The 13,314-nt window shown below is 64.8% G+C and carries 9 protein-coding genes; 6 read left to right on the top strand and 3 right to left on the bottom strand.

The window, feature by feature from the left end; translation table 11 throughout:
* Positions 1-12: 12 nt before the first annotated feature.
* A complete protein-coding gene (locus NAO55_RS04785; protein ID WP_102840068.1) occupies positions 13-2,598 on the bottom strand; it encodes an intermembrane phospholipid transport YdbH family protein in 2,586 nt (861 codons plus the stop codon).
* A gap of 544 nt (positions 2,599-3,142) precedes the next feature.
* Between NAO55_RS04785 and NAO55_RS04780 the strand changes: the two genes are divergently transcribed.
* Positions 3,143-3,490 (top strand): tetratricopeptide repeat protein, encoded by a 348-nt coding sequence (locus tag NAO55_RS04780; protein ID WP_063540003.1) that lies wholly within the window; start codon positions 3,143-3,145, stop codon positions 3,488-3,490.
* A gap of 63 nt (positions 3,491-3,553) precedes the next feature.
* On the top strand, positions 3,554-5,026 hold the full coding sequence (locus tag NAO55_RS04775; protein ID WP_102840069.1) for a DNA recombination protein RmuC: 1,473 nt from the start codon (positions 3,554-3,556) through the stop codon (positions 5,024-5,026).
* 12 nt (positions 5,027-5,038) lie between these two features.
* Here NAO55_RS04775 and NAO55_RS04770 read toward each other — a convergent pair whose 3' ends face one another.
* Both NAO55_RS04770 and NAO55_RS04765 read right to left on the bottom strand, forming a co-directional pair.
* Entirely contained in the window at positions 5,039-6,286 is a 1,248-nt protein-coding gene (locus tag NAO55_RS04770) for an MgtC/SapB family protein (RefSeq protein WP_102840070.1), read from the bottom strand.
* Between the two features lie 105 nt (positions 6,287-6,391).
* Positions 6,392-9,859, bottom strand: coding sequence for a hybrid sensor histidine kinase/response regulator (locus NAO55_RS04765; protein WP_102840071.1), 3,468 nt, complete (start codon positions 9,857-9,859; stop codon positions 6,392-6,394).
* 259 nt (positions 9,860-10,118) lie between these two features.
* Between NAO55_RS04765 and NAO55_RS04760 the strand changes: the two genes are divergently transcribed.
* The 4 genes from NAO55_RS04760 to NAO55_RS04745 all read left to right on the top strand — a co-directional run bounded on the left by NAO55_RS04760 (position 10,119) and on the right by NAO55_RS04745 (position 13,288).
* The gene (locus NAO55_RS04760) at positions 10,119-10,679 is read left to right on the top strand and encodes a GNAT family N-acetyltransferase (protein ID WP_063539999.1); all 561 of its coding nucleotides are present in this window, start codon (positions 10,119-10,121) and stop codon (positions 10,677-10,679) included.
* Positions 10,680-10,842: 163 nt separating this feature from the next.
* Positions 10,843-11,559, top strand: a complete 717-nt coding sequence (locus tag NAO55_RS04755; protein WP_102840072.1) for an AzlC family ABC transporter permease — start codon at positions 10,843-10,845, stop codon at positions 11,557-11,559.
* Positions 11,556-11,882 carry an AzlD domain-containing protein gene (locus tag NAO55_RS04750; protein ID WP_102840073.1) on the top strand — a complete coding sequence of 109 codons (327 nt, stop codon included), beginning with the start codon at positions 11,556-11,558 and terminating at the stop codon, positions 11,880-11,882. The genes NAO55_RS04755 and NAO55_RS04750 overlap by 4 nt, the downstream gene beginning before the upstream one ends.
* On the top strand, positions 11,879-13,288 hold the full coding sequence (locus NAO55_RS04745) for an MFS transporter (RefSeq protein WP_102840074.1): 1,410 nt from the start codon (positions 11,879-11,881) through the stop codon (positions 13,286-13,288). The genes NAO55_RS04750 and NAO55_RS04745 overlap by 4 nt, the downstream gene beginning before the upstream one ends.
* Positions 13,289-13,314 lie beyond the last annotated feature (26 nt).

The following is a 13,314-nucleotide window of genomic DNA, read 5'->3' as shown; positions in this document are numbered from 1 at the left end:
TTTCTCCTGTGTCTATTGCGGGTCTGCATTGCCTTGCCTGAGGCGTTCCTGCACCCGTCGTTGAATGGTCTCGCTTACCCGGTCGCTTAGCTGCAAGCTGGTCAACAGCGCCGGAATGTCCTCTTCCAGATTGATCGAGAAGTTGATCGGCCGACCGCCTTCCAGGGCCGGGTTGTGGCCGTTCAGGCGCAGCCCGAGGTTCAGCTTGCCGTTCTCATCATAGCGAACGTCGCTGGTGAGCAGATCATAGTGAAAATCGTGCAGGGCTTCGGTGACGATCTTCATGGCCGGGTTCGCCTGGCCGAGGGCTTCGATCTTCGGCGAGCGAAAGCGCAACACGCCGCCAGGCGCACGCGCGGCGAGCTTGCCATCCCGCACGCTCAGCCCTTCTGCGCTGCGCTGCACGTCGAAACTGCCGTCGATCACACCGCTGCCGCCGAGGCCTTCGGTCGGATAGGCGGCGAGCACGTCGCCTAGTTGCACGCCCTCGAGCCGGGCGCTGAGCCGTTGCTGTGGTGCCGCAAGGTCAAGGGCGCCGGCCGGCAACCAGAAGCGCCCACCGAGAATCTGGGTTTCTGCGATCTGCCAGGTCAGGCGTCCCTTTGCCGGCTGGTCGATCGCGGCCTCGTAATGCCCGCGCAACAGCAACGGGCCGAAGGTGAAGCCGGGGTTGAGCTCGACCAGCCGTAGTTCGCTGACGTCCAGTCGTAGGCGGTCGCGCCGCAGTTGGGCGGTCAGGCGTGCATCGAGTCCGGAAATCTCGCTGCGGTCGAAGATGCCGGCCAGTCCTCGCGCTTCGAGCGTCAGGTTTGCAGTTGGTTTGCCATTGCCAGCGGGCAGTGTCAGCTTGCCGTCGCCCGACAGGCGACCACTGCTGAGCTCAAGCGACGCCGGCCATGTGACCAGGCTGCCGGCGATCGGGTTGCCGGCGCGCAGGAAAATTTCCTGCAGCTTGCCGCCGACCTGCAAGGGTCCGTTCCAGCGCTGCTCGAGGTTAACCGCCATTGTCAGTCCGGCATCGTTGCTCACGGAGCCATTGGCGTCCAATGCGGTACTGTCGGCTTTCAGTTGGCCGCTCCAGCGCCAGCCCTGGGCGAGCAGCAGCGGGTGTTCGAGACGACTCAGGCGCAGCTCCAGCGGCCCTTCGGCACGCCAGGCGGTTGGTTGCTCAAGGTTGCGCTCGATCTTCAGAGCCAGTGTGCGTGGCAGCGTCGCGCTCAACTGACTGGCGACGACCTCGCCCGTGGCGAGGCGGGCCAGCTTGGCTTGGGATGATTTCTGCAGCTGCAGCTCGACCTTCTGGAGGTCGGCACGACCAGAGAAATCCAGAGTGGCGTCGAGGTTCTGCAGCGTCAGGGCGTCCAGCTGCAGCCGCGTACTGCGTGTCTGTAGGCGGGCCTGCTCGATGTCCAGCGAATACGGGGGGGAGGTCGCCAGTCGCATGCGCGCCTGCAGGCTGGACGGCGCGCCGCCCTGGGCGTCCAGTCGAAGTTGCACGGGTAGCTGCCCTCGCGTCACCTGAGTGGCAATTGGCTCGACGCTGATATTCAGCTGGCTTGGGCGTAGCGCGGCCGGCACGTCCGTCAGCAGGGTGGACGCTGGACGCAGTTGTAGGTTGGCTTTCAGTTCGGTTGGCAACCACAGTCCATCCTGCCCTCGAGCGGCCAGGTCGAGGTCGCCCTGCAGCTCCCCGAGGCCTACGATCGGCCAGGCGGCCGGGATGTGCGCAGAGAGGCGCAGCTCGCCGGCTGCGTTCGACCAGTCGTAGGTGCCGCCGACGGTCTGCGCCAGGGCCAGTGCCCAGCCCGCACCGATGCGCATGTCGGTTGGCATATCTGGCAGGGCGGCGGTTGGGGTGGCCGTCCACTCGCCGAGCCAATCCAGGAGCCAGGGTGCCTCCGGTAGGTTGCCCATGGAAAGGGTGCCGTCCCATTGCAGCGTCTCGCCTGAGTGCTGCAGCCGGTTGCGGGCTTCCAGTCGTGGTTGGTCGTCGATAGCCAGTGTGGCCAGAATGAGGCTGTTCCCTGGCCCAGCGCTCTGTGCATCGATGATCATTGAAAGCCTATGTTCGTTGCGCCGGAGGTCGAGGCGGCCAGCCAGCGGCAGCAACGATTCGCCCTTCCGCTCGAACCGCAGTGCCCCCCGTTCGTCGCAGCGCCCCTTGGCGCAGGGTAGGCTGACCCGCAGATCCGCTATGGTTAATCGCTGCGGGAGCCAGGCGGCCCATCGTTCGTACTGCTCGAGATTCGTTGCTGGCGGCTCGCTATCGCCGGCGGAGGTAGATGAGCGGATGTCCAGCTCAAGCTGTTCGATATGCAGCGAACGAGGCGGTAATGGGTGAAAAAAGCTGGCTAAATCCAGTGTGATGTTGGTGGCCTCGGTAGCCAGGCTGGGGCCGTTTTCCGGCGCTTGGATGTAGCGCACGCGTTTTGCCGAGATACCGCTGGATGAGAGCCGCAGCCCTTGCCAGTCCAGCTGCTCGATGCCCTGTTCGTGTTTGAACCCCTGCCACTGATGCCAGGCGAACGCGGCGAGCACCAGGAGCAAGGCGAGCAGCCCGACGCACAGTAGTAAAACGGTTCTCCACGGTTTGGTCATGGCTGCATCCATAAAGCGAGGGCTACAGCATAGCCGTAGAACGGCCGTGGCGACCGTGCGCCGGCGAGGTGCACCGCAGGACACCAAGATTACGAAAAAGTTCGTTCCTGTGGCGCTGCAACCCTTGTGGCAAGCCGCTTTGCGTCCGGTGCGCTGAACTTGTGCACATTTGGGAAAGCCGTCTGTCAAGCGCTTATGACAAACTGTCGCAAACGCCTGGAATCCATAGATCGTTAATAACCAATTGAAAAATAAGCAATTTTTTCATTGGTGAAAAAAGCGTCAGTTTAACCGCAGCCCCCATGAGACGCGGGATCGAGAGATTTGTCTGCTGTTTGTCCACCGAGTTATCCACAGCTTCTGTGGATTACTAAGGTGTGTGATATGGATCTAATTTTTTCGCTTTTGACAAGACTTTAACTCTGTCGAAAAAGGAGTAGAGTGCGCGGCCTTATCCATCCAGCCCTTGATGTGCATGAGACCGCGTACTTCTGTTTCCGCTAGTCAGATCCCTTCCGCTTTCCCGTCGCGTCTGCCGCTGCGTATGGCGCTCTGGCTGCTCGACAGCCAGCGGCTGGGCAGCAAGCAAGGGGTCAAGCGGATTGCCGGCCGGCTGCTCAAACAGCCGGCGCGCGAGGGTGTGGTCGAAGCGCAGAGTCGCCTTGGCCGCTTGCTGTGTTGCGAGTGCGATGGCCAGCGTGACCGCCGGATCGGCCTGGAGCTGCTGCGTCAGGCGGCTCGCGCCGGAGACTGCCAGGCGCAGCTGGAGCTTGGCCGGTTGTACAGTCAGGCCGAGCACGCTGAGCCCGCCAAAGCACGCCAGTGGCTCGAACAGGCTGCGGCTCAGGGGTCCCAGGAAGCCCTGCGCTTCCTTCAGCGCGTCAAGGGCTGACCGGCTCGCCTGACCGGCCTCCTGCGGCTGGTTATACTGCCCGGCATTTCGCCGGAGCCTCTCATGTCGTTCGATCCCCTTCATCTATTGGTTGGCCTGGCGCTCGGCCTGATCGCCCTGGCCGGGCTCTGTCTGTCCCTCCAGCGGCACCTGGCTGCTGGCCGCGCCGAGCAGGCAGCCCTCGATGAGCGCCTCCGTCAGGCGGTGCTCGCCGAGCAAGGTCTGGCGGCTCAGCTCGACGGCTGCAGGGGCGAGCTTGCCGAGTTGAACAGCATTCGATCAGCACAGCACGCCGAGCTGGCGGCGTTGCGTCGTGAGATCGAGTTGCTGCGGGCCCAGCGTGACGAGGATCTTGAAAGTATCGCCGACCTGCAGGCCGAACGTGACGCGCAGCAGGGCGAGCTGCGACGCCTGAGCGCGGCCCATGCCGCCCTGGATGCCGAACTGCGCGAACAGCAGAACTCGCATCAGCAGCGTCTCGCTGATCTTCAGGCTGCCCGTGACGAGCTGCGCGCGCAGTTCGCCGAGCTCGCCGGCAAAATCTTCGACGAGCGCGAACAGCGCTTCAGCGAGTCCAGTCACGAGAGGCTGGGGCAGCTGCTGGAGCCGTTGAAGGAGCGTATCCAGACGTTCGAGAAACGCGTCGAGGAAAGCTATCAGAACGAGGCGCGCGAGCGCTTTTCCCTGGCCCGCGAGCTGGAACGTTTGCAGCAGCTGAACCAGCGGCTGGGCGATGAAGCGACCAACCTGACGCGCGCGCTGCAGGGCCAGAAAACCCAGGGCAACTGGGGTGAACTGGTGCTGGAGCGAGTGCTGGAACATGCAGGGCTGGAGAAGGGCCGCGAGTACCAGACGCAGGTCAGTCTGAAGAGTCCCGATGGCGAGCGCTTTCAGCCGGACGTGCTGATTCGCTTGCCCGGTGACAAGCAGGTGGTGGTGGATGCGAAGGTCAGCCTGACCGCCTATCAGGCGCTGACCTGTGCCGAAGACGATAACAGTCGTGCCTTGGCGCTGAAGCAGCATGTGCAATCGCTGCGCAGCCATTTGAAAGGGCTGTCGGTGAAGGATTACCAGCGTCTGGATGGGCTGCACAGTCTGGACTTCGTATTGCTGTTCGTTCCGATCGAGGCGGCGTTCGCGGCGGCCTTGCAGGCCGACCCGGAGCTGTTTCAGGAGGCCTATGGTCGGCATGTGGTAATCGTCAGCCCGACCACGCTGCTGGCCACCCTGCGAGTCATCGACAGCCTCTGGCGGCAGGAGCGGCAGAGCCAGAACGCGCGCGAGATCGCCGAGAAGGCCGGGGCACTGTACGACAAGTTCGTCGCCTTCATTCAGGACCTCGACGAAATCGGCAGCCGGTTGCAGCAGCTCGATCGCGCCTACCTGGCAGCGCGCACCAAGCTCAGTGATGGGCGCGGCAATCTGGTAGGGCGCGCCGAGCAACTCAAGGCGCTTGGCGCTCGGGCCAGCAAGCGCCTGCCGGGCGACTGGCTGGAGCGGGCCGGCGCCGAAACGGTTGGCGAGGCGGGCGACTGAGCGTCGGTTGGCTCAGCCCAGCAGCAACACCGCAAGCGCTGTCAGCAGGCCAGCGAACATGATCGGCAGCGTGCGCAGGGCCAGCTCGCGGCCGCCTATCACCGCGATCAGCATGGCCTTGACCAGGCTATTGCTCAGCGCCGCAAACACGATGCCACGCGCCGCCACCTCGTGGCTCAGCCCGTCGCGTGCCTTGCTGGCCAGCGACAGGGTAATCGCATCGACATCGGTCAGGCCTGCTATCAGCGAAACCAGGTAGATGCCGGCGTCGCCCAGCCAGCGCCGTGCGCCTTCGACCAACAGAAGAATCAGCACGAGCAGGGCGGCGAAGCGCAGGGCCGGGCCCAGCTCGAACGGGTTTCTGAGCAGCGGTTCGGGATTGTCATCGGCTGTTCGCGCGGCGCGCAGGTAGTAGAAGAGCGCGCCGATGGCGTAGATGGCACCAGCGCACGCCAGCGGCAGCGCCAAGCCGGGCAGCAGCGCCGGATGGACCAACCCCACCTCCAGCAGCACGCGCGGAAACATCAGCGCCGAGGTGGCCAGCAGGCCGGCCGCCAGAGCGGCGCGCAGCTTCGGTGCGTCAAGCCGGGCCAGCGTGATGGTCATGGCGGTGGAGGAGACGATACCGCCAAGCAGGGCGGTCACCAGCAGGCCATGACGAGTCCCGAGGACGCGGATCGCGACGTATGCGGCGAAGCCGATACCGGCGATCAACACGACCATCATCCAGGTCGTGTAGGGATTGAGCGCTTGCCAGGGGCCGTAGCCCTGATTGGGCAGCGTCGGCAACAGGACGACGGAGATGAACAGCATCTTCAATGCGCCGCCCAGCTCGGCCTCGCTGAGCCGCTTGAGTGCTTGGTGCAGGCGCGCTTTGAGGCTGAGCAGCAGGGCCACGACGATCGCACAGGCCGCTGCCAGCTGCCGGCTTTCCGCCACGGCCAGACTGCCGAGGACGAAAGTCAGCAACAGGGCGACCTCGGTAGTCATGCCGTGATCGCCGCTGCGCCGGGCATCGATCACGTAGCCGGCGATCACCAGCAGCGCCAGCATGCTGAACATGGCGACCCAGGCGATTGCGCCTAAATGGCTGGTGCTGATTGCGGCGAGCCCGCCGAACAGACCGGCCAGGCCAAAGGTGCGGATGCCGGCGACCAGCTCCTGGCCGGGACTCTCCCGGCCACTCCAGCTGCGTTCGGTACCGATCAGCAAGCCGACGGCCAGGGCCATGGCGAGATTCAGAAATAGCTCGATTGTCATCGCTCACCTAGCGGCGCTGTCAGCAGATTGCCAGCAGTGTAACCGGCCGTGCGGCAGAGGGCTCGTGGCGCGGCAGGTGGTCTGGCGCCCACGGACCCGATGCGCTCAGCGCAGGGTCAGGTGGCGGCTCATCAGTGCACGCAACGCAGCGGGTTTGACCGGCTTGGCCAGATAATCCAGGCCGCTGGCATGGATTGCCGCCACCAGCTCCGGGCGGCCGTCAGCGCTGATCACCACGCCAGGTATCGGCTCGCCAAGACGAGTGCGCAGCCAGGCCATCAGTTCGGTACCGGTCTGGCCTTCGTCCAGGTGGTAGTCCACCAGCACCAGTTGCGGGCGGATGTCCTCGGCCAGCAGCGCCTCGCAGTCGGTGCGGTTGCGGGCGGTCCAGACCTGGCAGCCCCAGCGCGTGAGCAGGCTGTTCATGCCGACCAGAATACTGTCCTCGTTATCGATGCACAGCACCTGGGTGCCGGTCAGCGCGCTGAGCTGCGGCTCGCCGCGCTTGACTGCCGGGTGGGGCTGGCTGACCGCACGCGCGATCGGGACGGTGACGCTGAACACGCTGCCCTTGCCGGGCCAGGAACGGACCTCCAGCGGATGGCCGAGCACGTGACACAGGCCGTCGGCGATTGCCAGGCCCAGTCCCAGGCCCTTCTCGGCGCGCGTCTGATGGCTGTCCAGCCGCTTGAACTCCTCGAAGATCACTTTCAGCTTGTCCTGTGGAATGCCCGGGCCGCGGTCCCAGACTTCCAGCCGCAGCGACGATCCCTGCCGGCGTACGCCCAGCACCACGCGACCCTTGGCATAGCGGAACGCATTGGTCAGGAAGTTCTGCAGCACCCGTCGCAGCAGGCGTATGTCACTGTCCACGCGCAGCTTGCTGCCGTGCACTCGCAGGGTGATGCCTTGCTCGCGGGCGAGCGCCGTGAATTCGGTGCTCAGCGTGTCGAACAGCGTCGCCAGCGGGAACGGATTGCGATCCGGAGTGACTCGGCCGCTTTCCAGGCGTGAGATGTCCAGCAGGTCGGTGATCAGGTCCTCGGCCGAACGCAGCGAGCTGTCCAGATGCTGGATCAGCTCCTGCGCCTCCTTGGGCAATGCGCTCTGCTGGTGCGACAGCGCCGCGGAGAACAGCCGGGCCGCATTGAGTGGCTGCATCAGGTCATGGCTGACCGCAGCGAGGAAGCGGGTCTTCGACTGGTTGGCGGCTTCGGCGGTGCTCTTGGCTTCGATCAGTGCCTGGTTGAGCTGCGACAGCTCCTGGGTGCGCTCGCTGACGCGCTGCTCGAGCCCCTCGTTGGCGTCTTTCAGCGCGCGTTCGGCCTCGCGGTAGGCGGTGATGTCGCTGAAGCTCATGACGAAGCCCCCGCCAGGCATCGGGTTGCCGATCAGCTCGACGACGCGACCGTTGGGGAACAGCCGCTCGGAGGTGTGGGCACGGCCCTGGCGCATCCAGTACAGGCGCTTGGCCACATGGGTATCGGGATCGCCCGGGCCGCACAGGCCGCGCTCGGCGTTGTAGCGGATGATGTCGGCGATCGGGCGGCCGATGTAGACCAGCCCGTCCGGATACTCGAAGAGTTCGAGATAACGATGGTTCCAGGCCACCAGGCGCAGCGACTGGTCGACTACGCTGATGCCCTGGGTGATGTTTTCGATCGCGCCCTGCAGCAGTGCGCGGTTGAACTGCAGCACTTCCGAGGCTTCGCCGACGATGCGCACCACGTCGTCGACCTGCATGTCGCGGCCTTCGAGGGCGGCCTTGACCACTGCACGGGTAGAGGAAGCACCGAGCACGCCGGCCAGCAGGCGCTCGGTATGTGCGATCCATTGGCCATCGGCCTGCAGCTTGGGCGAGAAGTCCTGGCCATGGCGGCGGGCGAAGCGATGGAAGCTCTGTTCGGCCCGCTCGGCGCCGACGAAGCGGGAGGCGAGCATCAGCAGGTCTTCGACCCGTACGGCAAGCAGGCGGCGGCCGCCAGTCGGCGAGGCGATTTCCTGGCCGATGAAGCGGCTTGCCTGCCAGTGTTCGGCGACATGTGTCTGACTCAGGATCGACACCCAGAAGAACAGCGTCGCATTGCCCACCAGCGAAAGTGTCACGCCAAGGGTCAGGCCGCTGAGGCCGAAGCCCAGGCCGCCGTTGTACATCCAGCTCAGCCCGGGGAACATGTCCAGCGGCCAGCCCAGCAGGGGCAGGATCAGCGTATAGAACCAGATTGCCGCACCGGCGGTCAGGCCGGCGAACACGCCTCGGCGGTTGGCCTGTTTCCAGTACAGTGCGCCGACCATCGCCGGCGCCAGCTGGGTGATAGCGGCGAAGGCGATCTGGCCGATGGTAGCCAGCGAGGCGGTTGAGCCGAGCAGTCGGTAGCTGACATAGGCCAGGAGCAGAATCACCACGATGCTGATGCGGCGTACCGACAGCATCCAGTGGCGGAACGCCTCGAACGGGCGCTCCGTTTCCTGTCGACGTAGCAGCCAGGGCAGCAGCATGTCGTTGGAGACCATGGTCGACAGCGCCACGCTGGCGACGATGACCATGCCGGTCGCCGCCGAAGCGCCGCCGATGAAGGCCAGCAGCGCCAGCCACGGATGCAGTTCGGCCAGCGGCAGGCTGATCACGAAGGAGTCAGGAGTGACGCCCGCCGGCAGCAGCATTTGCCCGGCAAGCGCGATCGGCACGACGAACACGGCGGCCAGCACCAGGTAGAGCGGGAATACCCAGCGCGCCAGGCGGAAGTCGCGCGGCTCGATGTTTTCCACTACCGAAACGTGAAACTGCCGCGGCAGACAGACGATCGCCATCATCGCGACGGTGGTCTGGACCAGCATGGCGGACCAGTTGACGCCTTCGCTCCAGAATCCGGCAAGGTCCGGCGAGTCATAGGCCTGATTGAACAGATCGCCAAAGCCGTCGAACAGGCCGAAGGTGACGAAGGCGCCCACCGCCAGGAATGCCAGCAGCTTGACCAGTGACTCGAAGGCAATCGCCAGGACCATGCCGCGATGGTGCTCGGTGACATCCAGGTTGCGCGTGCCGAACAGGATGGTGAACAGCGCCAGGACGATCGAGACGATGAGCGCGGTGTCGCGGGTGCCGGTACCTGCAGCCTCGATGTTGATGCCGCTCAGCACGTTCACCCCGAGCACGATGCCCTTGAGCTGCAGCGCAATATACGGCAGCACACCGACCAGGCAGATCAGCGTGACGACCACTGCGAGCAGCTGCGACTTGCCGTAGCGTGCCGCGATGAAGTCGGCGATGGAGGTGATGTTCTCCTGCTTGCTGATCATGATCATCTTCTGGATCACGTGGGGTGCGAACAGCAGCAACAGAATCGGGCCGAGGTAGATCGGTAGGAACGCCCACAGTTGCTCGGCGGATTGGCCGACCGCACCGAAGAATGTCCAACTGGTGCAGTACACCGCCAGCGACAGGCTGTAGACCCACGGCCGGAGGCGGAGTGACAGGGAGGCGTTGTTGCGGTCGCCATAGAAAGCGATGGCAAACAGAATGGCCATATAGACGAGGGCGACCGCAGCGATCAGCCCGCCTGACAGCGTCATGCAAACTCCAGAAGCAAGGGGGTGCCGGACCGGCATCGGCGTGCCGTGGCGGGCGCCGAATTTAATCAGTCCTGGCGACTCATTAGTATGGTGAATTCGTGAAGTTTCGCAGCATTGGCGTGCCCGTGTACGGTGTTGCTACCAAGGTCGCATGTGTCTAGCACGGGCATGCCGGCCGTCCTTTAACTACCGCATCACGCGCGCTGCTGGAGTTGTCCGGCAACGGCCAGCCATCCACAAGCCTTTACAGGAGATCGCCATGTTCAGCCCACTTCCGGTAACCCTGCAACGCGGAGCGCTGCGTCTGGAGCCGATGGTGGACGCGGATATCCCCGAGCTGGTCGCCCTGGCTGAGAGAAACCGCGCCGAGCTGGCCTACATGAATGGCCCGCTGCGCCCGGATTGGTATCGCCAGGCCGTTGCCGAGCAGCGCGACGGCAGGGCTGTGGTATTCAGCATTCGGATGGCCGAGCGCCTGGTCGGCACCACGCGCTTCGCTGACTTCGTCAGCGGTCTTCCGGCCGCCGAGCTGGGCTGGACCTGGCTCGACCAGGCGGAGCATGGCAGCGGCTTGAACGCCTCGATCAAGTTCCTGCTGTTGCGCCATGCATTCGAGGAGTGGCAACTGGTCCGGCTGCAGTTGAAGACTGCGGCCAGCAATCTGCGCTCCCAGCGCGCGATCGAGAAGCTCGGCGCACAGCGCGAAGGCCTGCTGCGCAACCATCGCCGGCTGGCGGACGGCCGGCTCGACGACACGGTGCTGTACAGCATCACCGACCGCGAATGGAGCCAGGTCCGGCAGCGGCTCGCGGCCGACTGACCTCGGGCGCCGCTCTGGATCGCCTGTTGCCGTCAGTTCGGTTATCGTGCGGTGCTTTGTCGCAACAGTCCGCCTGATCGACCGAAGCCTTTCGTCGTGCCATGCCCGTACAGCCGGTGGTGCGGCGTATGGTTCGTCGACGCGAGGCCTACAAGGAGTTCCTATGTCCCGCTCGCAAGAGTTCGCCCACGGTTGCCGTGACATCCTGCCGCTGATTCTCGGGGCGATCCCCTTCGGCGTCATTTTCGGCACGCTGGCGGTGGGGGCGGGCCTGACGGGCTGGCAGGCGATGGGGATGTCCACGCTGGTATTCGCCGGCTCCGCGCAGTTCATCGCGATCACCCTGATCACCGGTGGGGTCGGCGCGGCGGTAGTGCTGCTCACCACATTCGTTGTGAACCTTCGCCACGCCTTGTACAGCGCCGCCTTGCAGCCGTTCGTTCGCCATCTGCCTGGCCGTTGGCGTGCGCCGTTGGCGTTCTGGTTGACGGACGAGGCATTCGCTGTGGTGCAGAATCGCTATGCGCGCGACGACGCATCGCCCTACAAGCACTGGTTCTTTCTCGGGGCGGCGTTGACCATGTACGTCAACTGGCAATTGTCGACGCTCGTGGGGATCGCCTTTGGCCAGGCCGTGCCGGATATCGCCAGCTGGGGACTGGACTTCGCCATGATTGCCACCTTCATCGGCATTGCCGTGCCGATGATGCGTACCCGCCCTCAGGTGGCGTCGGCAGTGGTCGCTGGCGGCGTGGCGCTGCTGACCTGGGAACTGCCCTACAAGCTCGGGCTGATTGCCGCCGCGCTGGCGGGCATCGTCATCGGCGTATGGCTGGAGCGACGGGCCGAAGCCGCGGCCCGACCGCAGGGGGCGCTATGAATACGTGGCTGCTGATCCTCGGCATGCTGGCGATCACCTTCGTGATCCGCTACAGCTTCTTTGCCTGGCCGAATCTGCGCTTTCCACGCGCCATCGAGCAGGGCCTGCATTACGTCCCGGTGGCGGTGCTGACCGCGATTGTGGTGCCCGGCATGCTGATGCCGGACGGGCAGTTGGCGTTGAACTGGGACAACGCCTATCTGCTGGCCGGGCTGCTGGCCATCGCCATCGCCGCGTTCAGCCGCAACCTGCTGGCGACCATCGCCGGCGGTCTGCTGAGCTTCTTCGTGCTGCGCTGGGCGCTCGGGCAGTTGCCGATATGAGAGGCGAGTCAGCCAAACGCGCCGCGCGATCGGCAGCGGCCAGGGACGAGCAAGCGCCACGCTCGCAGTTCCGTCTGCTCGGCAAGCGCCGCTTTCTGCCGTTCTTCTGCACTCAGCTGCTCGGCGCGTTCAACGACAACGTGTTCAAGCAGGCGTTGATCCTGGCGATTCTGTTCAAGCTCGGCACGGCCGCCGACAAGAGTCTGCTGATCAACCTCTGCGCGTTGCTGTTCATCCTGCCGTTCTTTCTCTTTTCCGCGCTGGGCGGACAGCTGGGCGAGCGCTTCGAGAAGGCCGCGCTGATCCGCCGGATCAAGTTCGCCGAGATCCTCATCATGCTGGCCGGTGCGCTGGGTATGCTGCTGGGCAACTTGCCGCTGCTGCTCTTGGTGCTGTTCTGCATGGGGACCCAATCGGCGCTGTTCGGCCCGGTCAAGTATTCGATCCTGCCGCAACAGCTGTCCGAGGACGAGTTGGTCGGCGGCAATGCACTGGTGGAGATGGGAACGTTCCTGGCCATTCTCGGCGGCACCATCGGTGCGGGTGTGCTGATGGCGAGCGACGCCTATGCGGAGTGGGTGGCGCTCAGCGTAGTGCTGATCGCCTTGATCGGGTATCTGGCCAGCCTCGCGATTCCCGCTGCGACGGCCGCCTTGCCAACATTGCATATGGACTGGCGCGTGCTGCGCCAGTCATGGCGAATCCTGCGGCTGGGCTTCGGCCAGCAGCGCGCCGTGTCCCGGGCGATGCTGGGCAATTCCTGGTTCTGGTTTCTTGGCGCAACCTACCTGACGCAGATCCCGGCGTTTGCCAAGGACTATCTCGGCGGCGATGAAAGCGTGGTCACGCTGATCCTCACCCTGTTCTCGGTGGGCATCGCGCTGGGGTCGCTGCTCTGCGAACGACTGTCCCGGCATCACGTGGAGATCGGCCTGGTGCCATTCGGGGCGATCGGTCTGAGCCTGTGCGGGGTGCTGCTTTGGTGGCATGCCGGCGAGCATCCGTTGCCTGCGGCCAGCGTGGACTGGCTGACCCTGCTTGGTGAGCCTTCCGCCTGGTGGATACTGGCGGACATCCTCGGGCTGGGGATCTTCGGCGGCGTTTACATCGTCCCGCTGTATGCCCTGATCCAGTCACGCAGTGTGGTGCACGAGCGCTCGCGGGTGGTGGCGGCGAACAACATTCTCAATGCGCTGTTCATGGTCGCCTCGGCGATCATCGCGATCGTGCTCTTGGTCGTGCTGAAACTGTCGATACCGCAGCTGTTCCTGGTCGTCTCGCTGCTCAGCGTCCTGGTCTGCGGCGCGCTGTTCATCGATGCGCCGGAGTTCATCGAGCGCTTCCTGCTCTGGGTGCTGGGGGATCGGCTGGGAGGGAAATTGCTGGTGCAGCTCGGATTGCGCTGAGGCGGGGGAGGGGGCGCCGGGCGGCG

It is taken from the genome of Stutzerimonas frequens (assembly GCF_024448335.1).
GTDB lineage: Bacteria > Pseudomonadota > Gammaproteobacteria > Pseudomonadales > Pseudomonadaceae > Stutzerimonas > Stutzerimonas frequens.
The sequence above is the reverse complement of the archived record's forward strand: the minus strand, read 5'-3'. Positions and strand labels throughout refer to the sequence as shown.

Coding starts and splice junctions, on each gene's coding strand:
- NAO55_RS04785 (WP_102840068.1), bottom strand. CDS start 2,598: ATGACCAAACCGTGGAGAACCGTTTTACTACTGTGCGTCGGGCTGCTC.
- NAO55_RS04780 (WP_063540003.1), top strand. CDS start 3,143: ATGGCGCTCTGGCTGCTCGACAGCCAGCGGCTGGGCAGCAAGCAAGGG.
- NAO55_RS04775 (WP_102840069.1), top strand. CDS start 3,554: ATGTCGTTCGATCCCCTTCATCTATTGGTTGGCCTGGCGCTCGGCCTG.
- NAO55_RS04770 (WP_102840070.1), bottom strand. CDS start 6,286: ATGACAATCGAGCTATTTCTGAATCTCGCCATGGCCCTGGCCGTCGGC.
- NAO55_RS04765 (WP_102840071.1), bottom strand. CDS start 9,859: ATGACGCTGTCAGGCGGGCTGATCGCTGCGGTCGCCCTCGTCTATATG.
- NAO55_RS04760 (WP_063539999.1), top strand. CDS start 10,119: ATGTTCAGCCCACTTCCGGTAACCCTGCAACGCGGAGCGCTGCGTCTG.
- NAO55_RS04755 (WP_102840072.1), top strand. CDS start 10,843: ATGTCCCGCTCGCAAGAGTTCGCCCACGGTTGCCGTGACATCCTGCCG.
- NAO55_RS04750 (WP_102840073.1), top strand. CDS start 11,556: ATGAATACGTGGCTGCTGATCCTCGGCATGCTGGCGATCACCTTCGTG.
- NAO55_RS04745 (WP_102840074.1), top strand. CDS start 11,879: ATGAGAGGCGAGTCAGCCAAACGCGCCGCGCGATCGGCAGCGGCCAGG.